Below are 21,313 nucleotides of genomic sequence, written 5' to 3'. Positions count from 1 at the left end.
GAGCATGGCCTCCGTCGACATCCGTCAGGTCCGCAAGGCGTTCGGCACGTTCGAGGTGATCCACGGCATCGACGTGGACATCGGCGACGAGGAGTTCGTGGTCCTGGTCGGCCCATCGGGATGCGGCAAGTCCACCCTGCTGCGCATGATCGCCGGGCTGGAGCCGATCAGCGGCGGCGAGATTTCCATCGGCGGGCGCGTGGTCAACATGGTGCCGCCGAAGGAGCGGGACATCGCGATGGTGTTCCAGAACTACGCGCTCTACCCGCACATGACCGTCTTCGACAACATGGCCTTCAGCTTGAAGCTGCGCCACGCCGAACGGTCGGTGATCGAGCAGCGCGTGCGGCAGGCGGCCGACATCCTGGACCTGACCAAGTACCTCGACCGCTACCCGCGGCAGCTGTCGGGCGGGCAGCGCCAGCGCGTCGCCATGGGGCGGGCCATCGTGCGCGATCCGCAGGTCTTCCTGTTCGACGAGCCGCTCTCCAACCTGGACGCCAAGCTGCGCGTGCAGATGCGGACCGAGATCAAGGCGCTGCACCAGCGGCTGCGCACCACGTCCATCTACGTCACGCACGACCAGATCGAGGCCATGACCATGGCCGACAAAATCGTCGTGATGCACGACGGCCATGTGGAGCAGGTCGGCTCGCCGCTGGAGCTGTACGACCGTCCGGTCAACCTGTTCGTCGCCGGATTCATCGGCTCCCCCGCCATGAACTTCTTCGAGGGCCGGCTGCGCCGCGACGGCGACCGCGTGTGGGTGGAAGGAAAGGGCGACCTCCTGTTCCCGGCGCCGCCCGGCGTGCGCGGCAACGAAGGGCAGTCGGTCGTTTACGGCATCCGGCCCGGCCATCTGCGGCTCGCCTCCGACGCGGAGCAGGGTTTGCCCGCCGAGGTGGAGGTGGTGGAACCGACCGGCGACAACACGCTGGTCTTCTGCCGTGTGGGCGACGCGATCGCCTGCGCCGCGACGACCGAACGCTTCCCGCTGCGGCCGGCCGAGCGGCTGCGGCTGGTGCCGCAGGTGGAAAGCGGCCACGTCTTCGACGCGGCGACGGGGATGCGTCTTTGAGATTTCATCGAAGGAACACCAAAAGCCGACCGGCATCCACAAGCCGGCCGACACGTCTCACAAGGGAGGTGCGGTCATGGAGTCTAAAGGTGGCGGTTTCAGGGAGGATGGTAAGGGAACGGAGTTCACGCGGCGCGATGTGCTGAAGGCGGGCGCCGCCGTGGCGGCGCTGGGTGCCGGACTCGGCGCCGGGCTGGGCGGCATGGGCAGCGCCGCGGCCCAGCAGCAGGACATGCATTTCGAGCCGGAAAAGGGGGCTGAGCTGCGCATCCTGCGCTGGAAGAAGTTCGTCCAGGGCGACGAGGACGGCTGGTTCGCCAACACCCAGAAATTCACCGAGAAGACCGGCGTCAAGGTCCGCATCGACGCCGAGTCCTGGGAGGATATCCGGCCCAAGGCGGCGGTCGCCGCCAACGTCGGCAGCGGCCCGGACATCATCTTCGGCTGGTTCGACGACCCGCACCAATATCCGGACAAGCTGGTCGACCTCACCGACCTCGCGACATACCTCGGCAACAAGTACGGCGGCTGGTACGAGGCGCCGAAGCGCTACGGCATGCGCGACGGCAAGTGGATCGGCCTGCCGGTGGGGGCCGCCGGCAACTGCATCGTGTACCGCAAGTCCTGGCTGAACGAGGCCGGCTTCGAGACGATGCCGCGCGACACCGACGGCTTCCTGAAGGCCTGCACGGCCATGGCGAAGAAGGGCCACCCGGCGGGCTTCGCTCTTGGCAACGCGGTGGGCGACGGCAACACCTGGACGCACAGCATCTTGTGGGCCTTCGGCGGCCGCATGGTCGACGACCAGAACAACGTCGTCATCAACAGCCCGGAGACGGTCCGCGCGCTGGAGTATGTGGCGGAGCTGTACAAGTCCTTCGTGCCCGGCACGCTGTCCTGGCTCGACCCCAACAACAACAAGGCCTTCCTGGCCGGGGAGATCGGCGTCACGGCCAACGGCATCTCCGTCTACTACTCGGCCAAGACATCGCAGGACCCGGCGATGCAGGCGATGGCCAAGGACATCGAGCACGCCAACATGCCGGTGGGGCCGGTCGGCCGCCCGACGGAACTGCACCTGTTCACCCAGGCCATGGTGTTCAAGCACTCCAAGTACCCGAACGCCGCCAAGGAATACCTCCGCTTCATGATGGAGAAGGACCAGTACGAGCCCTGGCAGCAGGCGGCCATCGGCTACATCACCCACCCGCTGGCGGCCTACGAGAGCAACCCGATCTGGACGGTCGATCCCAAGCACACGCCGTATCGTGACACGGTGAAGAACATGCTGTGGAACGGTTATTCCGGGAAGCTGGGGCCGGCGTCCGCGGCGGCCATGGCGGATTACGTCGTGGTCAACATGTTCGCCGAAGCCGCCAGCGGCCAGCAGACGCCGAAGGAAGCCGCCGCCAGGGCCGAGCGCCGGGCGGCGCGGTACTACAAGGTCTAAGGGGCGTGCTTTGCCCCCACCCTAACCCTCCCCCGCTGGGCGGGGGAGGGAACTCCGCCGCCCTTTCGCGAGGCCGCAATTAGGCCCTCCCCCGCACAGCGGGGGAGGGAGGGACCCGCGAAGCGGGAGGGTGAGGGCAAGTGGTTCGCCCATTGCGAGGTCGCCATGTTCGTCGACACGAAAAGCCAACGCCGCGCGTCCGCGCGCGCCGCCCCCGCCCGCCGGTTCCGGCTTGGCGAGAGCCGGGGCGCCATGGGCTTGCTGTTCATGCTGCCGGCGGCGGCGGTGCTGCTGCTGTTCCTGGCCTATCCGCTGGGCCTGGGCGTCTGGCTCGGCATGACCGACACGCGGGTGGGGCGGGCCGGGCAGTACATCGGCTTCGAGAATTACGAGATGCTGTGGACCGACAGCGTCTTCTGGACGTCGGTCTTCAACACGCTGCTCTACACCGTGGCGGCGAGCATCGCGAAGTTCGCGCTGGGGCTCTGGCTGGCGCTGCTGCTGAACCGGCATCTGCCGTTCAAGGCGTTCCTGCGCGCCATCGTGCTGCTGCCCTGGATCGTGCCGACCGCGCTGTCGGCCATCGCCTTCTGGTGGATCTACGACAGCCAGTTCTCGATCATCTCCTGGTCGCTGACCCGGCTGGGGCTGATCGAGCACAACATCAACTTCCTGGGCGATCCCACCTGGGCGCGGGCCAGCGTGATCATCGCCAACGTCTGGCGCGGCATCCCCTTCGTGGCGATCACACTGCTGGCCGGCTTGCAGACCATCCCGCCGTCGCTCTACGAGGCGGCGACCATCGACGGCGCGACGCCCTGGCAGCGCTTCCGCTACGTCACCTTCCCGATGCTGACGCCGATCATCGCGGTGGTGATGACCTTCTCGGTGCTGTTCACCTTCACCGACTTCCAGCTGATCTACGTGCTGACGCGTGGCGGGCCGCTGAACGCCACGCACCTGATGGCGACCCTGTCCTTCCAGCGCGCCATTCCCGGCGGCAACCTGGGCGAGGGCGCGGCCATCGCCGTCACCATGATCCCGTTCCTGCTGTCCGCCATCCTGTTCAGCTACTTCGGCCTGCAACGCCGGCGCTGGCAGCATGGCGGCAACGACTGAGGGGAGGCGCACCGCCATGGGCCTGTTCCGCAAGAGCGCCGAGGCCGAAGCGCCGAGTGGTGCCGACTTCCTGGAATCGATCCCGCGCCGCGTGGTGACGCTGTGGATCCCGCTGATCCTGTTCCTGTTCGTGCTGCTGTTCCCCTTCTACTGGATGGGGATCACCGCCTTCAAATCGAACGAGGAGCTGTACAACTACACCGACTTTAGCCCCTTCTGGGTGGTGCATCCGACGCTGGACAACATTCATCGGCTGCTGTTCCGCACCAGCTATCCTCAGTGGCTGCTGAACACCATGCTGGTGTCGGTGGTGTCGACGTTCCTGTCGCTGTTTTGCGCGGTCTGCGCCGCCTACGCCATCGAGCGGCTGCGCTTCAAGGGCGCGCGCTACGTCGGGCTTGCGATCTTCCTCGCCTACCTCGTGCCGCCATCGATCCTGTTCATCCCGCTGGCGTCCATGGTCTTCGCCTATGGGCTGTTCGACACGAAATGGGCGCTGATCCTCACCTATCCGACCTTCCTTATCCCCTTCTGCACCTGGCTGCTGATGGGCTATTTCCGCTCCATTCCCTACGAGCTGGAGGAATGCGCGCTGATCGACGGGGCGTCCCGGCTGCAAATCCTGGTGAAGATCCTGCTGCCGCTGGCGGTGCCGGGCCTGATCTCCGCCGGCATCTTCGCCTTCACCCTGTCCTGGAACGAGTTCATCTACGCCCTGACCTTCATCCAGTCGTCGGAGCAGAAAACCGTTCCCGTGGGCGTGGTGACGGAGTTGGTGGAGGGCGACGTCTACCACTGGGGTTCCCTGATGGCGGGCGCGCTTTTCGGCTCGCTGCCCGTCGCGATCCTTTATTCCTTCTTCGTGGAACACTATGTCGCCAGCATGACCGGAGCCGTGAAGGAGTGATCATGCAGGACCGCCTGACCCCAGCTCAATTGACCCAGGCTGAGCTGGACGCGCTCGCCGCGCTCGACACCCCGACCGTCTGCAACGCATTGGAGCGGCTGGTGCCGGAGCGGCGCGGCTACGGCTACACGACGCGGCCCTTCGTCTGCGCGGACCCCACCGCCAAGCCGATCGTCGGCTACGCGGTGACCGCCACGATCCGTGCGCAGCACCCGCCGCGCGAGGACGCCGCCACGCTGCGGGAACGGCGGCTCGCCTGGTACCGGCTGGTGGACGCGTCGCCCCGGCCATCCATCGTGGTCATCCAGGACCTCGACCAGCCCACGGGCTACGGCGCCTTCTGGGGAGAGGTGCACACGGCGGTGCACCGGGGGCTGGGGGCGCTGGGCGCGATCACCGACGGCAGCATCCGCGACCTCGACCAGTGCGCGCCGGAGTTCGAGATGCTGGCGGGCTGCGTCGCGCCGTCCCACGCCTGGGTGCGGGTGGAGGCGATGAACCTGACCGTCACCGTGCACGGCATGACCGTCCATCCCGGTGACCTGATCCACGCCGACCGCCACGGCGCGGTGGTGATCCCGCACTCCGTCGCCCGGCAGGTGACGGAGGCTGCGGCCGCCGTGGCGCGCCGCGAGGCGGTGATCCTGGAAGCCGCCCGCCAGCCCGGCTTCAACGCCGAGGCGCTGGCCCGCGCCATGGGAGCGGCGGACGAGATTCACTGAGCCCTGAGGGGCTTCACCACCAAGGCACCAAGACACCAAGGAGTCGCGACGTGCCCAAGTCGAGGACTCTTGGTGCCTTGGTGTCTTGGTGGTGAATTCCAGCCGGGCCAAACGGGCTTTACAGCCGGATGTCCACCTGGAACAGCTCCAGGTCCAGGAACTCCATCTTCGTGCGGGGCCGGTTGCGGCGGCGCAGGTCGTGCACGGCGCTGCGCGCGCGGCCGAGGAGGGCGGTGTAGCTCTTGAACGCGGTGCGCATGTCCGTTCATCCCGGTCGTTGAGTCCGTCAGGCTGTGAACGGACAACAGCAATGCCGGGTTCATGTGACACTTTCTATCACGCCGCGAATTCGCCCTGGAACAGGGCTTCCCGCCGCCTGTTCGAAAGGAACAAAGCCAAGAATCAGAGGGTGAGGAGGTGGTGATGACCGGCATCATAAGGGCCGTCATCTTCGACGTGGACGGAACACTCGTCGACTCGGTCGACCTGCACGCCCACGCCTGGGTGGAGGCGATCCGCCACTTCGGCTATCACGCCGATTTCGACGAGGTGCGCTCCCAGATCGGCAAGGGCGGCGACCAGATCATGCCGATCTTCGTGCCCCAAAAAGACCTGGACCGCATCCAGGACGCGATGGACCATTTCCGGCACGACCTGTTCGCCCGCAAATACATGCCGAAGGTGAAGGGCTTCCGCCGCGTGCGCGGGCTGTTCCAGCACCTGCACGCCGACGGGCTGCGCATCGCGCTCGCGTCCTCCGCCAAGGGGGACGAACTGGAACACTACAAGCAGGCCGCGGAGATCGAGGACCTGGTGGACGTCGAGACCTCCTCCGACGACGCCGACAAGTCCAAGCCCCATCCCGACATTTTCCAGGCCGCGCTCGAAAAGCTGGGGCTCCAGCCCGACGAGGCGGTGGTGGTCGGCGACAGTCCCTGGGATGCCAAGGCGGCAACCCGCGCCGGGCTGCCGGTCCTGGGCGTCCTGTGCGGTGGCTTCGCGGAGCAGGACCTGCGCCGCGCCGGCTGCGCGGAGATCTACCGCGATCCGGAAGACCTCCAACGCCGCTTCGCCTCAAGCCTCATCGGCCGGCACAGCCCGAAGACGCTGGGGGCTCAGCCCGGCCGGCCGTCGGCGCGCGGGCCGAGCAGGATGGGCACGTAGGCCACCAGATACAGCGCGAAGGCGGCGATCCAGGCCGTGCCGGCGCCCTGGAGGGCGTTCCAATGCAGTTGGCCCGGAAGCTCCGGCGCCAGGACGCGGAGCAGGGCCGCCGCGGTCAGCAGCACATAGGCGGCGACCGTCGCGCGGCTGACCAGCAGGGGGCGCCCGGTGTGGCCCAGCGAGGCCCGGGTCATCACCGCCACGATCATCGTGCTGAAGGCGCCGGCGGTCATGGCGTGGATCCAGGCCGACTCCGGAACGACGCCGCCCAGCGCGTGGCCGGCCTTCAGCGCCAGCGCCACGGGAATCCAGGCATAGCCGAGGTGCAGGACCCACAGAATCGGCTGGTCGAGCGTCTTCAGCGGCTGCCAGCGCGCCAGCCGCGTTCCGTGCGCCGCCGCCGCAATCAGGGCCAGCAGGCCGGCCACCACCGATTCCGGCAGCGCCAGGTCGGCCGGGATCATCAGCAAGGTCGACAGCAGCGTCGCCTTCTCCAGCCAGGGGAGCGGGTTCGCCGGGGCGGTCCGTCCGCGGGCGACCAGCGCGTTGCGGGTGAAGGCCGGAACGATGCGCCCGCCGATCACCGCGATCATCATCAGCACGACGCCGATGGCCAGCGACTCGCCATGGCCGACGCCGTCCTCGACCACGCCCAGCCAGTCCAGGTGAAAGCACAGGTTGGCAAGGGTCAGCAGGGCGAGCAGCGCCAGGAAGGCGGTGTTGCGCAGCTTGCCCGCGGCCACCAGCGGCCGGGCGAGCGCAACGCCGAGCGCCGGGTAGAAGGCGAGGTCGATGGCGGCGGCGACGGCCAAGGGCAGGCCGGTGAAGGGCAGCACCGCGACGCGCCCGGCCAGCCACAGCCCGACCAGCAGGGCCAGCGGCCGGCCCGACAGGGCCGTGGTCCCGGTCCAACTGGGCACCGCGGTCAGCAGAAAGCCGGCGATGGCGGCGGAGACGAAGCCGAACAGCATCTCGTGCGCGTGCCACGCGCTCGCCCCGACGGGGGTGTCCGGCCAGGTGCCGGTCGTCAGGATGGCGATCCACCCCGTCAGCAAGGCGGCCGCCGCTGCGCCGGACAGCAGGAAGAAGGGGCGGAAGCCGTAGGCGAAGATCAGCGGCGTCGGACGACGTTCGGCCTCGCCGGTGACGGATTGGGGATTGGCGGAGTTGAGCATGGGGCGACCCGCGCGTTGAGGGGCATCGGACATGCCCAACTCTGCGTCCGGGCGGCCCCGTCCACCTTGACCGACGTCAACCCGTTCCGGTCAAACCCCTCAGGCCGCGGCGAGAAGCCGCTTCAGCGCGTCGCGGGCCGGGCCGTCCAGCACCGGGACGCCGTCGCGGGCCTCCAGCACGAAGGAGCCGGGATCGGCCAGCGTGCGCATGGCAAAGCCGGCCACGCGCGGCGGGCCGGAGGACAGCGGCTCGTCCCCGTAGATGGGGGAGAAGGTGCAGCCCATCAGCATGGCGCGCAGCATCAGGGCCTCGTCGGTGGAGACGCCGGATGCCGGGCCGTTGATGCCGAACAGCAGCCGCTCCGCCTCGCCGTCTGTGACCAGACCGCGCTCCAGCAGGATCTCCACCATGGCGGAGGTGGTCATCACCGGCGCCGCACGACCCTTCCAGCAGAAGCGGCCGTCGTCCCAGCCGATGTCCAGGCAGCGATAGATCATGTGCGGGTCAACCCCGCCCGGCGTGCCGGCGACGATGTAGTTGACCCGCAGAAGGCCGTTCCACGCGCCGGCCGGGGCGACGATGCACGAAACTCCGCGCCGGGTCAGGCGCAGATAGGTGTCGTTGATGCCCGAGGGCTCGAAGTCGAACAGCATGGCTGCCTCACCTTGATCCGGAGATCCCCGCTCCTCACGAACGAGAAAGGTGAGCCTCTGTTCCCGCATGGCAACATGGCCATGCGTACGATCCTCTTTTGCGCTTGCGCGAAAAGGCTATAGGCGAACCGTCAGGCTTTCGGCCGGAAGGCTTGGCAGACCGCCGGGTCGGTGTCGATCCAGGCGCCGCCGATCAGGTCCAGACAGTAGGGAATGGCCGGGAAGACGGCTTTCAGGCAATCGTGAATGGCCGAAGGCTTGCCGGGCAGGTTCACGATCAGGCTGGTGCCGCGGATGCCCGCGGTCTGGCGGGACAGGATGGCCGTCGGCACGACGGTGAGGCTGACCGAGCGCATCAGTTCGCCGAACCCCGGCATCATCTTCTGGCAGACGGCTTCGGTCGCCTCCGGCGTCACGTCGCGCGGCGCCGGGCCGGTGCCTCCGGTGGTGACGATCAGGTCGCAGCCCTCGCGGTCGGCCAGTTCCGCCAGGGCGTCCTTGATGCCGTCCAGATCGTCGGGGATCACGCGGACCACCGGCTCCCACGCCGAGGCGACGATGCGCTCAAGCTCCGCGCGGATCGCCGGGCCGCCCTTGTCCTCATAGATCCCCCGGCTCGCCCGGTCGGACACGGTGACGATGCCGATGCGCAGCGGGCGGCTTTTGCCGGGGGTGGTCATGGGGGTCTGTCCTGCGTTGGAGATTCACCACCAAGACACCAAGGCACCAAGACGTTCCATCTTGCGGTCGCATCGGCTCCGGTCTGCGGGGTTGGCCGGCGCATCGGGCCTTGGTGTCTTGGTGCCTTGGTGGTGAAAAATTCTAGTTGGCCGGGCCGAGGAACACCGACTTGTAGGCGTCCTTGTCCCCGTTGGCGGTGTCGGTCAGCTGGAAGGTCAGCGGGGTGGAAGCGGCGGTGACGGAGGCGCGGGGGGCGGTGACGTAGACCCGGTAGGTGGCCACGCTGTCCGGCGCCGCGGAGATGTGGCTGGCGTGTTCGCCCGTTTCGGCCTCATTCTCACCCACCACCTTCACGTCCGCGCCGGGGATGCCGTCGGCGACCAGCGCGTAGGCGCGGTTCTGGCGAGTCTTGTTGGCGACCTTGAAGGTGTAGGCGTTGCGGATCGCGCCGTCCTGCAGCGTCACGAACAGCGGCGCGCGGTCGCGCTGTACGGCGATGTCCAGCCGCGGACGCAAGGCGTAGGTCCAGCCCATGGCGCCAGCGATGACCAGCATCAGCAGGCTGTAGACGATGGTGCGCGGGCGCAGGAAGCGCCAGATGTAGGGCTTGCCCTGTGCGCGGCTCTCCTGGGCGGCGAGGCTGTCGAAGCGGATCAGGCCCGTCGGCAGGCTCTGGCTCACCATGATGCCGTCGCAGGCGTCGGCGCACAGGCCGCAGTTGATGCAGTCCGCCTGCTCACCCGTGCGGATGTCCACGCCGACGGGGCAGACCTGCACGCACTGGCCGCAGTCGATGCAGTCGCCGAAGCCCTGGCCCCGGCGCTCGTCCCAGCTCTGCGACTTGCGCTTCGGGCCGCGACGGTCGCCGCGCATCATGTCGTAGGTGACGACGAGGCTGTGCTCGTCCAGCATGGCGGTCTGGATGCGCGGCCACGGGCACATGTAGTAGCACATCTGCTCGCGCGTCCAGCCGGCCATCACGTAGGTCATGCCGGCGAACAGCAGGAAGAAGCCCGCCGCTTCATAGGTGGCGTCGAAGGTCAGCAGGTCCACCGCCAGACGCGGCGCGTCGGTGAAGTAGGCGACGAAGCCGAAACCGGTGACCGCGCTCAGCGCCAGCCAGCCAGCGTGCTTGCCAGCCTTGCGCAGGATCTTGCGGGTGGTCCAGGGCGCCTTGTCCATGCGGATGCGCTCCGCCCGGTCGCCTTCGAAGAAGCGCTCGATCTGCACGAATAGATCGGTCCACACCGTCTGTGGGCAGGCGAAGCCGCACCACACGCGCCCGGCCAGCGAGGTTGCCAGGAACAGGCCCAGCGACGCGATGATCAGGATGCCGGTCAGGTAGTAGATTTCCTGCGGCCAGATCTCCACCCAGAAGACGAAGAAGCGCGGGGCCGTCAGGTCAAGCAAAACCGCCTGGGCCGGGGCGTCGGGGCCGCGTTCCCAGCGAATCCACGGCGCGATGAAGAAGATCGCCAGAAGAACCCAGATCGCGATCGTCTTCAGCCGCCGGTAGCGGCCGGAGACGGCCTTGGGATGGATCGTCTTGTGGTCTTCGTACAGCTTGACTTTCGCCGTCGAGACTAGGCTTCCGTCGGGCATATCGCGCGCCTTGGCTCCGAATGGGATCGCAGGACGGCACAATAGGCGACGCGGTTCCGCCACACCTTGATCACGGTCAATCCATCCGTGCCCAGGAAGAGGTGGCGGGGAGGAAATCCCTTTTGGTTTTAAGGTCTTTTCCGCGGCGCGGCTGCCCGCCCGAATTGGGCGAAGGTAATACTTCGCCTGGAGGCCGGGCTCAAGGTCGTTTTCGCAGTGCAAAAAAGCCGACACGCCGTTTACACGGCGGCAACCAACGCCGCGTAGCGCGCGCCCTTGCCCAGCGTCACCAGAAGCAGGAACAGCCGGAAGTCCACGCGCAGGATGCCCGCGACCAGCGTCAGGGGATCCCCGATCACCGGCATCCAGGCCAGCAGCAGCGACCAGACGCCGAAACGCTGGTACCAGTGGGTCGCGCGGTCGACCATCGCCGGCTTGATGGGAAACCAGCGCCGGTCCTGGAAGTGCATCAGGTAGCGGCCGACCGCCCAATTGACCACGGACCCCAGCACGTTCCCTACCGTCGCCACCAGCAACAGGATCAGATGGTCGTAGGCGCCCGACGCGTGCATGCCCGCGAGAAGAAGCTCCGACTGGGCCGGGAAGATCGTCGCGGCGAGGAAAGCGGTCATGAACAGACCGCCATAGGCGGCGATGTCGGTCATCGGCGGATGCCTGCCTTATCCCGTTGCGGCGGACGCGAGCGTTAGAACATGGGGAGGCCGTTCCTGATCCACGAGGATGCGCATATCCGTTCGGTCGAGCATGGGCGCGTCCGTGGAATTGGTGTATTGTTCCCGCAACCAGCCCGTGCCCGGCGTGTTTCGCGCGGGCTGGGTCGCGATGCGGGGAGGATGCGTATGGCGGGTGCCGGTCTGGCCCGCTTCGATGCCGACGGATGTCTGGTCTGGGCGAACCCGGCCTTTCGTGCCGCCCTTCCCTGGGATTCGGGGGCAAGCCTGCGCGCGTCGCTCTCCGGCGTGGCGTGCCCGGACGCGGTCGAGCGGCTGGCGTCCGGCGGAACGGTCGCGATCGCCGCCGCCGCCGGCCGCCGGCTGACGCTCGCCGCCGCAGAGGGGGAGGAGGGGGAGACGCTCCTCACCCTGGTCGAGGCCGAGGCAAGCCCGGAAGCCCCGCCGAACCTGTCGGCCAACCGCGCGACCTTCCAAACCGTCTTCGACGCCATGTCCGACGCGGTCTGCGCCTTCGACGCCCAGATGCGGCTGGTGGTCTGGAACCGCCGGTACGAGGAGCTGTTCCAGCTGCCGCCCGGCTTGGCGGTGCCGGGCTGCCCCATGGCGGAACTGATCCGCTACACCGCGCGGCGCGGGGAATACCAGCCGGCCGTTGTCGAAGATGCCGACCTCCAGCGCATCGTCGCGGAGCGGCTGGAACTGTGCCAGCCGACAAATCCTCTGTCCTACCGCCTGAATCGCACCGACGGGATGATCCTTGACGTGCGCCATTCGCCGTTGCCCGGCGGCGGTTTCCTGCGCGTCTTCACGGACGTCACCGAGCGCGCCCGCGCGGAGGAGGCGCAGGGCCAGATCATGCAGACCATCGCGTTCCCGCTGGTGGTGACGCGCGTGGCCGACGGCGTCGTGCTGGCCGGCAACCGCCCGGCGGCCGAGCTGTTCGGTGTGCCCGTGGAGCAGGCGGTGGGGCGCGCCCGCGCCTACGACCACTACAGCGATCCAGTGGAGCGCGAACGGCTCCTGGAAGCCCTGCGGGCCGGTGGCGGCCGCGTCGACGCCTTCGAGACACGGATGCGCCGGGCCAACGGGAGCGAGATGTGGGTGATCGCCTCCGCGCGCCTGTTCCGCTACCAGGGCGAGACCGCCATGCTCGCCTGCGTCACCGACATCACCGCGCGTAAGCGAGCGGAGCAGGCGCTGGAGGCGCAGTGGACGCAGGCCAGCGCCGTCCTGAACGGGCTGAGCCAGGGCGTCATGGCCTTCGACCGCGACCTGCGGTTGGTCGCCTGGAACCAGCGGGCGCTGGAACTGCTGTCGGTGGACGCCGCCTTCGCCCGCTTCCACCGGCCCTTCGCGGAGATCGCCCGCCATGTGGCGGAGCGCGGCGGGTACGGCAAGGGCGGCCTGGACGCGCTGGTGGAGGGACGCGTGGCGGGGCTGCGCGAGGCTGGTGGCGAGTTGCGGGAGGAGCGTGTCCGCGCCGACGGCCTCGTCGTCGAAAGCCTGACGACGCCGCTGCCCGACGGCGGCATCGTCACCACCTACACCGACGTGACGGAGCGCAAGCAGGCGGAGCAGGAGCTTGCCGCCAGCCGGGAACTGTTCGAACTGGCGATCCGCGCGGCGCGGGAGGGCATTTCCCAGTGGGACCTGCGCACGAACGACCTGTGGTTCTCGCCGCAATGGTGGGGCCTGCTCGGCTATGGCGAGGAGGAGATGTCCAACACGCTCGCCCGCTGGGCCGAGCTGATCCTGCCGGAGGACCGCGAGGCGATGCTCCGCCTTGTGGGTGAGTTCGCGGCCGGTACGCGGGAGGAATGCCAGCTCCTGCAACGGTACCGGCACAAGGACGGGCACATCGTCCATCTCTTCACCCGCGCGATCCGCGTGGTGGGATCGGACGGCCGGGCCTTCCGAATCGTCGGCTCCCACACCGACGTCACGGAGCGTGTCCGTGCGGAGGAGCAGGCCCACACCGCGCGGGAAGAGGCGGAATCGGCGTTGCGCAACCTGAAGGAGGCGCAGGCCCATCTGGTCCAGTCGGAAAAGATGGCGGCGCTCGGCTCGCTGGTCGCCGGCGTCGCGCATGAGATCAACACGCCCGTGGGCATCGCGCTGACCGGCGCCTCCCTGCTGTCGGAACGAATCCGGCTGATCCGGCGGGATTTCGAGGCCGGGCAGATCCGCAAGCCCGACTTCGCGGATTTCCTGGACACGGCGAGCGAGGCGACGCAGCTGATGCTGCTGAACATCGACCGGGCCGCACAGCTGATCCAGAGCTTCAAGCAGATCGCCGTGGACCAGGCGAGCGAGGAGCGGCGGGTTTTCGACCTGCGCGACTACATCCAGGAGGTGCTGCGCAGCCTTGGGGTCCGCATCAAGCGCGCGGCGCACACGGTGATCGTCGATTGCCCGGACGACCTGCTGATCGACGGCTATCCCGGAGCGCTCAGCCAAGTGCTGACCAACTTCGTGATGAACTCGATCATCCACGGCTTCGCACCGGGCCAACACGGAACTCTGCGCGTCAGCGTGCGCTGCGTCGGCGAGGATGACGTGGAACTGGTCTACGCCGACGACGGCCGCGGCATCCCGCCGGACCTGCACGGGCGCATCTTCGACCCCTTCTTCACGACCAACCGCGGGTCGGGGGGCAGCGGGCTCGGCCTCAACATCGTCTACAACATCGCAACCCGGACGCTGCGGGGGCGGATCGCCCTGGACAGCGCCCCCGGCCAGGGTGCCACCTTCACCCTGCGCTTTCCCCGAGTGGCCCCCGCGGAGCTGGTGGTGGCGTGAGGAGAGTGGTCGCGTAAGGGGGCGTCAATCCGCCCCCACCCAGGCGATCCGCAGGATGTTGGTGTTGCCGGGCGTCCCGAAGGGCACACCGGCGGTGATGACCAGCCGCTGGCCTTCCACCGCCAGCCCGTCTTCGTGGGCGCAGCGGGCCGCCTTCTGGACCATCTCGTTGAAATTGGCGACGTCCGCCGAATGGACGCTGTGGACGCCGTAGGCCAGCTGCAGGCGGCGCGCCGTCTCCAGGCTGGAGGTCAGGCACATGATCGGCACTTCCGGTCGTTCGCGCGCCGCGCGCAGCGTGGTGGAGCCGCTGGTCGTGTAGGTGACGATGGCGGCCGCCTGGATGGTGTGGGCGACCTGCCGCGCCGCCGCGGTGATGGCATCGGCGGCGGTGTGCTGCGGGTCCGGGTGCTGGGCGTCCATGATGGTGCGGTAGAGCGGGTCGTGCTCCACGCGCCGGGCGATGCGGTCCATCATCGACACCGCTTCGATGGGATAGCTGCCGGACGCCGTTTCCGCCGACAGCATCACCGCATCCGCCCCGTCGTAGACCGCGGTGGCCACGTCCGACGCCTCCGCGCGGGTCGGGGCGGGGGCGCCGATCATCGACTCCAGCATCTGCGTCGCCACGATCACCGGCTTGCCGGCGCGGCGCGACTCGCGGACGATGCGCTTCTGGATGGAGGGCACGTCCTCCGCCGGCAGCTCCACGCCCAGGTCGCCGCGGGCGACCATCACGCCGTCCGACAATTCGATGATCTGGTCGAGGTGCTGGATGGCCTGCGGCTTCTCCATCTTCGACATCAGGGCGGCGCGTCCGGCGATCAGCTTGCGCGCCTCCGCCACGTCGTCCGGCCGCTGCACGAAGGAGAGCGCCACCCAGTCAACCCCCTGGTCGAGCGCGAAGGCCAGATCCTCATGGTCCTTCGCGGTCAGGGGCGACAGCGGCAGCACGACGCCCGGCACGTTCACGCCCTTGCGGTCGGACAGCCGCGTGCCGGAAACCACGACGCAGTCCGCGTGGTCCGGGCTGCAGTCGAGCACGCGCAGCCGCACCTTGCCGTCGTCGACCAGAAGCTCGGATTCGGGCTCCAACGCCGCGAAGATTTCCGGGTGGGGCAGGCCCACGCGGGTCGCGTCGCCGGGCGTCGTCGACAGGTCCAGACGGATCCGGTGGCCGGCGCCGACGGTCACCGGGCCGGCGGCGAAGGTGCCCAGCCGCAACTTCGGCCCCTGGAGGTCGGCCATGACCGCGATGGGGTGGTCCAGCTCCGCCTCCAGCGCGCGGATGGCGGCGAGGCGCCGGCCGTGGTCCTCGTGCGTGCCGTGGCTGAAGTTCAGCCGGAACACGTCCACGCCGGCCTCGAACAGGCTGCGGATCATCTCCGGCGAGGAGGAGGCCGGCCCCAGCGTGGCCACGACCTTGGTCAAGCGGAAGCGTCGGACGGGGCTGCCTGTGCGGTTCATCGGTCGTGCCTTCGGGATCGTGCCTGCGGAGGGGTGGTTGCCGCGCGGGTTTGCCCATCGCGCTTGCGCATCTCAGAAGCTGGGGCGATGCTTGTCAACGGCGGGAAAGCCGCAGGCGTTGCGCGGGCGTCGCGAATTGTACGATCGAACGGCGCCGGTCGTTGCGGAATCGCCTTGACAAGATTTCGACTTTTTCTATATTCGCACCCTCCCTGCCGCCCAGACGGGCCGGCGGGTATCTTTTGCGTCCCGAAGTCGGGTCCCCCGATTTTTGGGAAACAATCGGTGTGTAGGCAGCCCACAAGGGTTGCCGTTGAGATATCGAGGAGAGCAGGCGTGGCGCGTATCGCTGGCGTCAACATCCCCGCGCAGAAGCGTGTGGAGATCGGGTTGACCTACATCCATGGCATTGGCCCGTTCAAGGCCAAGGAAATCTGCACGAAGCTGAGCATCCCGGCCGAGCGCCGCGTGAACCAGCTGACCGACGACGAGATCCTGAAGATCCGCGAGACCATCGACGCCGAATACCAGGTCGAAGGCGACCTGCGCCGTTCGGTCGCGATGAACATCAAGCGTCTGATGGACATGGCCTGCTACCGCGGCCTGCGTCACCGCAAGGGCCTGCCGGTCCACGGCCAGCGCACCCACACGAACGCCCGTACCCGCAAGGGTCCGGCCAAGCCGATCGCCGGCAAGAAGAAGTAAGAGGACGAACCGACCATGGCCAAGCCCTCAGCCGCTTCGCAGCGTCTTCGCCGTCGTGAGCGCAAGAACATCACCGCCGGCGTCGCCCACGTGAACGCCTCCTTCAACAACACGATGATCACCATCACCGACGCGCAGGGCAACACCATCGCCTGGTCGTCGTCGGGCACGATGGGCTTCAAGGGCTCGCGCAAGTCGACGCCCTACGCCGCCCAGGTGGCTGCCGAGGACGCCGGCCGCAAGGCCCAGGAGCACGGCATGAAGACCCTCGAGGTCGAGGTGAAGGGTCCGGGTTCGGGCCGTGAGTCGGCGCTGCGCGCCCTGCAGTCGATCGGCTTCCAGATCACCTCGATCCGCGACGTCACGCCGATCCCGCACAACGGCGTCCGTCCGCCGAAGAAGCGTCGCGTCTAAGCATCGTTTCAACTCCGCACCCGCGGGGACCCACCGTTCCGGGACAGGCGCCGCAGCCATCGCGGCGCCATCGGATGGGAACGGTCGGTCCCCGCGGTTCTGCGTCCAACAGATGGCAAGAGGTTATGACTGTGGCTCTCCAGAAGAACTGGCAGGAACTGATCAAGCCGAACAAGCTGGACATCCAGCCCGGCGACGACGCCGACCGCGCGGCCACCGTCGTGGCTGAGCCGCTGGAGCGCGGCTTCGGCCTGACGCTCGGCAACGCGCTGCGCCGCGTTCTGCTCTCCTCGCTGCAGGGTGCCGCCGTGACGGCGATCCACATCGACGGCGTGCTGCACGAGTTCTCCTCCATCCCCGGCGTGCGCGAGGACGTGACCGACATCGTCCTCAACATCAAGTCGATGGGCCTGCGCATGGGCGGTGACGGCCCGAAGCGCATGCGCCTGCGCGCCGAGGGCCCCGGCGAGGTGAAGGCCGGCATGATCGAAACCGGCGCGGACATCCAGGTGATGGACCCGGATCTGGTCATCTGCACGCTGGACGCCGGCGCCCGCCTGAACATGGAACTGACGGTCGAGACCGGCAAGGGCTACGTCCCGGCCAGCCAGAACCGTCCGGAAGACGCGCCGATCGGCCTGATCCCGGTCGACGCCCTGTTCTCGCCGGTCCGCAAGGTGTCCTACAAGGTCGACAACGCCCGCGTCGGGCAGGTCACCGACTATGACCGCCTGTCGATGGTCGTGGAGACCAACGGCGCTGTGAAGCCGGACGACGCGGTGGCTCTGGCCGCCCGCATCCTCCAGGACCAGCTGCAGCTGTTCATCAACTTCGAGGAGCCGACCCACGCGGTCGCCGAGGAGAAGCACGAGGAGGTTCCGTTCAACAAGAACCTGCTCCGCAAGGTGGACGAGCTGGAACTGTCGGTCCGTTCGGCCAACTGCCTGAAAAACGACAACATCGTCTACATCGGTGACTTGGTGCAGAAGACCGAGGCGGAAATGCTCCGCACCCCGAACTTCGGCCGCAAGTCGCTGAACGAGATCAAGGAAGTGCTGGCCCAGATGGGTCTGCACCTGGGTATGGAAATCCCGAATTGGCCGCCGGAGAACATCGAAGAGCTGGCCAAGCGTCTGGAAGAGCCGTACTAAGTCTCGTCGTTTTTGCCACCGCCCTATCCCTCTCACGCGAAAGCGGGGGAGGGTCGGGGAGGGGGCCATGAGTTCCCAGGGCCGCACCTGGCCCGCCCCGCGCCGTACCAGCCGCATCGGCCACAACCGATCGGCATGGGCGGCGGGGTTCACCACCGGCTCCCCGAGGGGGGCCACGCCATGAAGGAGGACCGTCATGCGTCACGGCGTTTCCGGACGTAAGTTCAGCAAGACCAGCAGCCACCGCAAGGCCATGTTCTCGAACATGGCGAACGCGCTGATCAAGCACGAGCAGATCAAGACCACCCTGCCGAAGGCCAAGGATCTGCGCCCGATCGTCGAGCGCCTGATCACGCTCGGCAAGAAGGGCGGCCTCGCCAACCGCCGTCTCGCCTTCGCGCAGCTGCGCGACGACGCGATGGTGACCAAGCTGTTCACCGTGCTGGCCGACCGCTACAAGGACCGCCAGGGCGGCTACTCCCGCGTTCTGAAGGCCGGCTTCCGCTACGGCGACGCCGCCGCCATGGGCGTGATCGAGCTGGTCGACCGCGACGTCGATGCCAAGGGCCAGGACTCCGGCCCGGTGGAGATCGCCGAGGAGACCGAGGCCGCGGCCTGAGTCTCAGAGACCCGATGAAATCCTGTCGTTGCCATTGCCCCTGCGGCTTCGGCAACCGATATGGGTGATCGACCGGCCCTCCCTCCGGGTTCATTCCCGGTGGGAGGGTTTCCGGTGTCTGGGTTCCGCTACGGACGGGAGAGCGCCGCGCGCGCGGTATGCTGAAACCTCTCTACAATCGCATCTTGCAGCTCTCCGCACGCAAGGACGCCGTCTGGTGGATGGCCGGCATCTCCTTCGCGGAAAGCTCCTTCTTCCCGCTGCCGCCGGACGTGATGCTGGTTCCGATGTGCCTGTCGGAACCGAAGAAGCTCTGGCGCTACACGAACATCTGCGCGCTCGCCTCGCTGATCGGAGGGCTGTTCGGCTACGCCGTCGGCTTCTACCTGTTCGAGAGCATCGGCCGCCTGATCATCGATTTCTACAACGCCCAGGACTCGTTCCAGCGCTTCCAGGACATGTTCGCCGAGTTCGGCCCCTGGTTCCTGATCCTGAAGGGCGTTACGCCGATTCCCTACAAGCTGCTGACGATCACCGCCGGATTCGCGCACCTCGATCTGACGGTGTTCATCCTGTGCTCGATCGTGGCGCGATTCTCGCGATTCTACATGATCGCCATCCTGCTGCACTTCTACGGGCCGCAGGTGCGCGACATCATCGAGAAGCGGCTGATGCTGGTGACCACCGTGCTGCTGGTGATCGTCATCGGCGGCCTGCTCAGCTTCAAGTTTGTGTAGAGCGGTGGCCCCTCCGGGTGGAGGGGCGCCGCACCGTCAGTCCGGCACGCCCTGGTCCTGCGAGTCGCGCCGGGACGGGGGCATGGCCGCACGCTCGCGGCGGTCGCGCAGCACGATGAAGCCGATGGCGGCGGCCATCGCCGCGCCGCCCAGCACCGGCACGATGAGTTCGCCGACGCTGACGTCCGGCCGTGCCAACATGCGCCCGACCAGCATCACAAGGCCGATGGCGAGCAGGGCCACGAAGACGGTGATCGAACTGCGCCGGCGTGGAGGCTGACCTCCGCTGGTGGGGCCCATTTGAGTCATTCCCTTATTGCTTGCCTTCCCGGCATAGTGGGCGCCGAGCCCGCGGCCGGTCCATTCCGGACCATCCGCCAACCACAGGGGCCGTGCAAGAACAATGGGAGCCGTAGCCGCGATGTTCCGTCCGATCACCATCCTTGGGCCGGTGCTGGCCTTAGCCCTCGTCGCGCTGTCTGCCTGTTCGGATGGCCCGACGCGGCGATCCAGCCCCGCCGCCGGTGGCCCGGCGCCGACCGCCTCCACCGCGTCGCCCGGCACCTCCGCCCCGCAGCGGTCGCTGCCCGCGACGCGTCCGGGGACGGACGACCAGTCGTTGCGCCTGGGCGGCACGGGCGACGGCAGCGGCGACTCGTGCCGCGTGCAGTGCGAGCGCAGCAACAACTCCTGCATGGACTCGGTCGCCGCCCGCGCGCAGAGCGGCGCGGAGCGCCCTGACCGGATGGAGCCCTTCACCCCGAGCGACAATTGCCAGTACCAGCTGCGGCAGTGCTACCAGCGCTGCGGCGCGGCGACCCGCTGAGGTCGTGAGCCTGGGTTCGCGATGAGCAAGCGCGCCGACAACGGTGGCACCGGCGGTCTGTTCGAAGCGGGCGCCCCGCGCCCGCTGGCCGACCGGCTGCGCCCGCGCAACCTCGGCGAGGTCGTCGGGCAGGAGCATCTGCTGAAGCCTGACGGGCCGCTCGGCCGGATGGTCGCGGCGCGGCGGCTGGCCTCCATGATCCTGTGGGGGCCGCCCGGTTGCGGCAAGACGACCATCGCGCGCCTGCTCGCCCAGTCCACCGACCTGCATTTCGAACCGCTGTCCGCGGTCTTCTCCGGAGTCGCCGACCTGCGCAAGGTCTTCGACGCGGCCAAGGCGCGCCGCGTTGCGGGTCAGGGCACACTGCTGTTCATCGACGAGATCCACCGCTTCAACCGGTCGCAGCAGGACGGATTCCTGCCCTATGTCGAGGACGGCACCATCACGCTGGTGGGTGCAACGACGGAAAACCCGTCTTTCGAGCTGAACGCCGCCTTGCTGTCCCGCGCCCAGGTTTTCGTGCTGAACCGGCTGGACGACACGGCGCTGGAAAAGCTGCTGTCGCGCGCCGAGGCGGAGATGGGCCGCCCCCTGCCGCTGGAGCCGGACGCGCGCGCCGCGCTGAAGGCGATGGCCGACGGCGACGGCCGCTTCTGCCTGAACCTGTGCGAGGAGCTGTTCGCGCTGCCTGAAGGCACGGTTTTGGACAACAACGGCCTCGCCACCACCATCCAGCGCCGCGCGCCGCTCTACGACAAGGCGCAGGAGGGGCATTACAACCTGATCAGCGCGCTGCACAAGTCGCTGCGGGGATCAGACACGGACGCGGCGCTCTATTGGTACACGCGCATGTTGGAAGGCGGGGAGGACCCGCGCTACATCGCCCGCCGCCTGACCCGCTTCGCGGTGGAGGACATCGGGATGGCCGATCCCAACGCCCTGACCCAAGCCATCGCCGCCTGGGACGCCTACGAGCGGCTGGGCAGCCCGGAGGGCGAGTTGGCCATCGCGCAGCTGGTCATCTATCTCGGCACCGCGCCCAAGTCGAACGCCGGCTACACCGCTTACAAGAGTGCCGTGCGCGCCGCCAAGGAGACGGGCAGCCTGATGCCGCCCAAGCACATCTTGAACGCGCCGACCAAGCTGATGAAGCAGATTGGCTACGGGCAGGGCTACGCTTACGACCACGACACGGCCGATGGATTCTCCGGCCAGAACTACTTCCCAGACGGCATGGCGCGACGCGACTTCTACCAGCCGGTGGAGCGCGGATTCGAGCGCGAGATCAAGAAGCGCCAGGACTACTGGGCGAAGCTGCGGGAGAGGAAGACCGGCGAGGGGTGACGCC

22 protein-coding genes are annotated in these 21,313 nt (G+C 68.0%); 14 read left to right on the top strand and 8 right to left on the bottom strand.

All coding sequences use genetic code 11. The features are described 5' to 3' along the window. The first annotated feature begins 4 nt into the window (after positions 1 to 4). The 5 genes from M2351_RS09010 to M2351_RS08990 all read left to right on the top strand — a co-directional run bounded on the left by M2351_RS09010 (position 5) and on the right by M2351_RS08990 (position 5,276). Complete coding sequence (locus tag M2351_RS09010) at positions 5 to 1,078, top strand: ABC transporter ATP-binding protein (RefSeq protein WP_264655756.1); 1,074 nt, start codon at positions 5 to 7, stop codon at positions 1,076 to 1,078. A gap of 76 nt (positions 1,079 to 1,154) precedes the next feature. After that, on the top strand, positions 1,155 to 2,528 hold the full coding sequence (locus M2351_RS09005; RefSeq protein ID WP_264655755.1) for an ABC transporter substrate-binding protein: 1,374 nt from the start codon (positions 1,155 to 1,157) through the stop codon (positions 2,526 to 2,528). Between the two features lie 165 nt (positions 2,529 to 2,693). Further along, positions 2,694 to 3,647, top strand: coding sequence for a carbohydrate ABC transporter permease (locus M2351_RS09000; RefSeq protein ID WP_264655754.1), 954 nt, complete (start codon positions 2,694 to 2,696; stop codon positions 3,645 to 3,647). A gap of 16 nt (positions 3,648 to 3,663) precedes the next feature. Then, positions 3,664 to 4,554 carry a carbohydrate ABC transporter permease gene (locus tag M2351_RS08995; RefSeq protein ID WP_264655753.1) on the top strand — a complete coding sequence of 297 codons (891 nt, stop codon included), beginning with the start codon at positions 3,664 to 3,666 and terminating at the stop codon, positions 4,552 to 4,554. Positions 4,555 to 4,556: 2 nt separating this feature from the next. Beyond that, on the top strand, positions 4,557 to 5,276 hold the full coding sequence (locus tag M2351_RS08990) for an RraA family protein (protein WP_264655752.1): 720 nt from the start codon (positions 4,557 to 4,559) through the stop codon (positions 5,274 to 5,276). Between the two features lie 118 nt (positions 5,277 to 5,394). On the opposite strand, the gene M2351_RS08985 is transcribed toward M2351_RS08990, so the two are convergent. After that, the gene (locus M2351_RS08985) at positions 5,395 to 5,535 is read right to left on the bottom strand and encodes a hypothetical protein (protein WP_264655751.1); all 141 of its coding nucleotides are present in this window, start codon (positions 5,533 to 5,535) and stop codon (positions 5,395 to 5,397) included. Between the two features lie 164 nt (positions 5,536 to 5,699). On the opposite strand from M2351_RS08985, the gene M2351_RS08980 reads away from it, so the two are divergent. Then, on the top strand, positions 5,700 to 6,440 hold the full coding sequence (locus M2351_RS08980) for an HAD family hydrolase (RefSeq protein WP_264655750.1): 741 nt from the start codon (positions 5,700 to 5,702) through the stop codon (positions 6,438 to 6,440). Here the strand turns inward: M2351_RS08980 and M2351_RS08975 are convergent. From M2351_RS08975 to M2351_RS08955, 5 genes are all read right to left on the bottom strand, one after another. After that, a complete protein-coding gene (locus tag M2351_RS08975; protein ID WP_264655749.1) occupies positions 6,392 to 7,615 on the bottom strand; it encodes an NnrS family protein in 1,224 nt (407 codons plus the stop codon). The genes M2351_RS08980 and M2351_RS08975 overlap by 49 nt on opposite strands. A gap of 99 nt (positions 7,616 to 7,714) precedes the next feature. Beyond that, entirely contained in the window at positions 7,715 to 8,269 is a 555-nt protein-coding gene (locus M2351_RS08970; protein ID WP_264655748.1) for a hypothetical protein, read from the bottom strand. 131 nt (positions 8,270 to 8,400) lie between these two features. Beyond that, a complete protein-coding gene (mog, locus tag M2351_RS08965) occupies positions 8,401 to 8,949 on the bottom strand; it encodes a molybdopterin adenylyltransferase (protein ID WP_264655747.1) in 549 nt (182 codons plus the stop codon). 142 nt (positions 8,950 to 9,091) lie between these two features. Then, positions 9,092 to 10,552: a cytochrome c oxidase accessory protein CcoG gene (gene ccoG / locus M2351_RS08960; protein WP_264655746.1), complete on the bottom strand. Its 1,461-nt coding sequence runs from the start codon at positions 10,550 to 10,552 to the stop codon at positions 9,092 to 9,094. A 239-nt stretch (positions 10,553 to 10,791) separates the two neighbouring features. Then, entirely contained in the window at positions 10,792 to 11,217 is a 426-nt protein-coding gene (locus tag M2351_RS08955) for a YqaA family protein (RefSeq protein ID WP_264655745.1), read from the bottom strand. A 195-nt stretch (positions 11,218 to 11,412) separates the two neighbouring features. Here M2351_RS08955 and M2351_RS08950 point away from each other — a divergent pair, with 195 nt between their 5' ends. Beyond that, a complete protein-coding gene (locus M2351_RS08950; RefSeq protein WP_264655744.1) occupies positions 11,413 to 14,046 on the top strand; it encodes a PAS-domain containing protein in 2,634 nt (877 codons plus the stop codon). A gap of 24 nt (positions 14,047 to 14,070) precedes the next feature. Here M2351_RS08950 and pyk read toward each other — a convergent pair whose 3' ends face one another. Continuing rightward, complete coding sequence (gene pyk, locus M2351_RS08945; RefSeq protein WP_264655743.1) at positions 14,071 to 15,513, bottom strand: pyruvate kinase; 1,443 nt, start codon at positions 15,511 to 15,513, stop codon at positions 14,071 to 14,073. A 336-nt stretch (positions 15,514 to 15,849) separates the two neighbouring features. Between pyk and rpsM the strand changes: the two genes are divergently transcribed. The 5 genes from rpsM to M2351_RS08920 all read left to right on the top strand — a co-directional run bounded on the left by rpsM (position 15,850) and on the right by M2351_RS08920 (position 19,139). Further along, the gene (gene rpsM / locus M2351_RS08940; RefSeq protein WP_209772863.1) at positions 15,850 to 16,218 is read left to right on the top strand and encodes a 30S ribosomal protein S13; all 369 of its coding nucleotides are present in this window, start codon (positions 15,850 to 15,852) and stop codon (positions 16,216 to 16,218) included. A 15-nt stretch (positions 16,219 to 16,233) separates the two neighbouring features. Then, positions 16,234 to 16,632 carry a 30S ribosomal protein S11 gene (gene rpsK / locus M2351_RS08935; protein WP_012974490.1) on the top strand — a complete coding sequence of 133 codons (399 nt, stop codon included), beginning with the start codon at positions 16,234 to 16,236 and terminating at the stop codon, positions 16,630 to 16,632. A 125-nt stretch (positions 16,633 to 16,757) separates the two neighbouring features. Continuing rightward, entirely contained in the window at positions 16,758 to 17,783 is a 1,026-nt protein-coding gene (locus tag M2351_RS08930) for a DNA-directed RNA polymerase subunit alpha (protein ID WP_264655742.1), read from the top strand. 196 nt (positions 17,784 to 17,979) lie between these two features. After that, on the top strand, positions 17,980 to 18,402 hold the full coding sequence (rplQ, locus tag M2351_RS08925) for a 50S ribosomal protein L17 (protein ID WP_264655741.1): 423 nt from the start codon (positions 17,980 to 17,982) through the stop codon (positions 18,400 to 18,402). A gap of 158 nt (positions 18,403 to 18,560) precedes the next feature. Continuing rightward, the gene (locus M2351_RS08920) at positions 18,561 to 19,139 is read left to right on the top strand and encodes a YqaA family protein (RefSeq protein ID WP_264655740.1); all 579 of its coding nucleotides are present in this window, start codon (positions 18,561 to 18,563) and stop codon (positions 19,137 to 19,139) included. Positions 19,140 to 19,175: 36 nt separating this feature from the next. Here the strand turns inward: M2351_RS08920 and M2351_RS08915 are convergent, their stop codons facing one another. Continuing rightward, positions 19,176 to 19,439, bottom strand: coding sequence for a hypothetical protein (locus M2351_RS08915; RefSeq protein WP_264655739.1), 264 nt, complete (start codon positions 19,437 to 19,439; stop codon positions 19,176 to 19,178). Between the two features lie 121 nt (positions 19,440 to 19,560). On the opposite strand from M2351_RS08915, the gene M2351_RS08910 reads away from it, so the two are divergent. Both M2351_RS08910 and M2351_RS08905 read left to right on the top strand, forming a co-directional pair. Further along, positions 19,561 to 19,965 carry a hypothetical protein gene (locus M2351_RS08910; RefSeq protein ID WP_264655738.1) on the top strand — a complete coding sequence of 135 codons (405 nt, stop codon included), beginning with the start codon at positions 19,561 to 19,563 and terminating at the stop codon, positions 19,963 to 19,965. 21 nt (positions 19,966 to 19,986) lie between these two features. Then, complete coding sequence (locus M2351_RS08905) at positions 19,987 to 21,309, top strand: replication-associated recombination protein A (protein WP_264655737.1); 1,323 nt, start codon at positions 19,987 to 19,989, stop codon at positions 21,307 to 21,309. Positions 21,310 to 21,313: the final 4 nt, after the last annotated feature.

Origin of the sequence: Azospirillum canadense (genome assembly GCF_025961225.1) — a bacterium.
Lineage (GTDB): Bacteria > Pseudomonadota > Alphaproteobacteria > Azospirillales > Azospirillaceae > Azospirillum > Azospirillum canadense.
The sequence above is the reverse complement of the archived record's forward strand: the minus strand, read 5'-3'. Positions and strand labels throughout refer to the sequence as shown.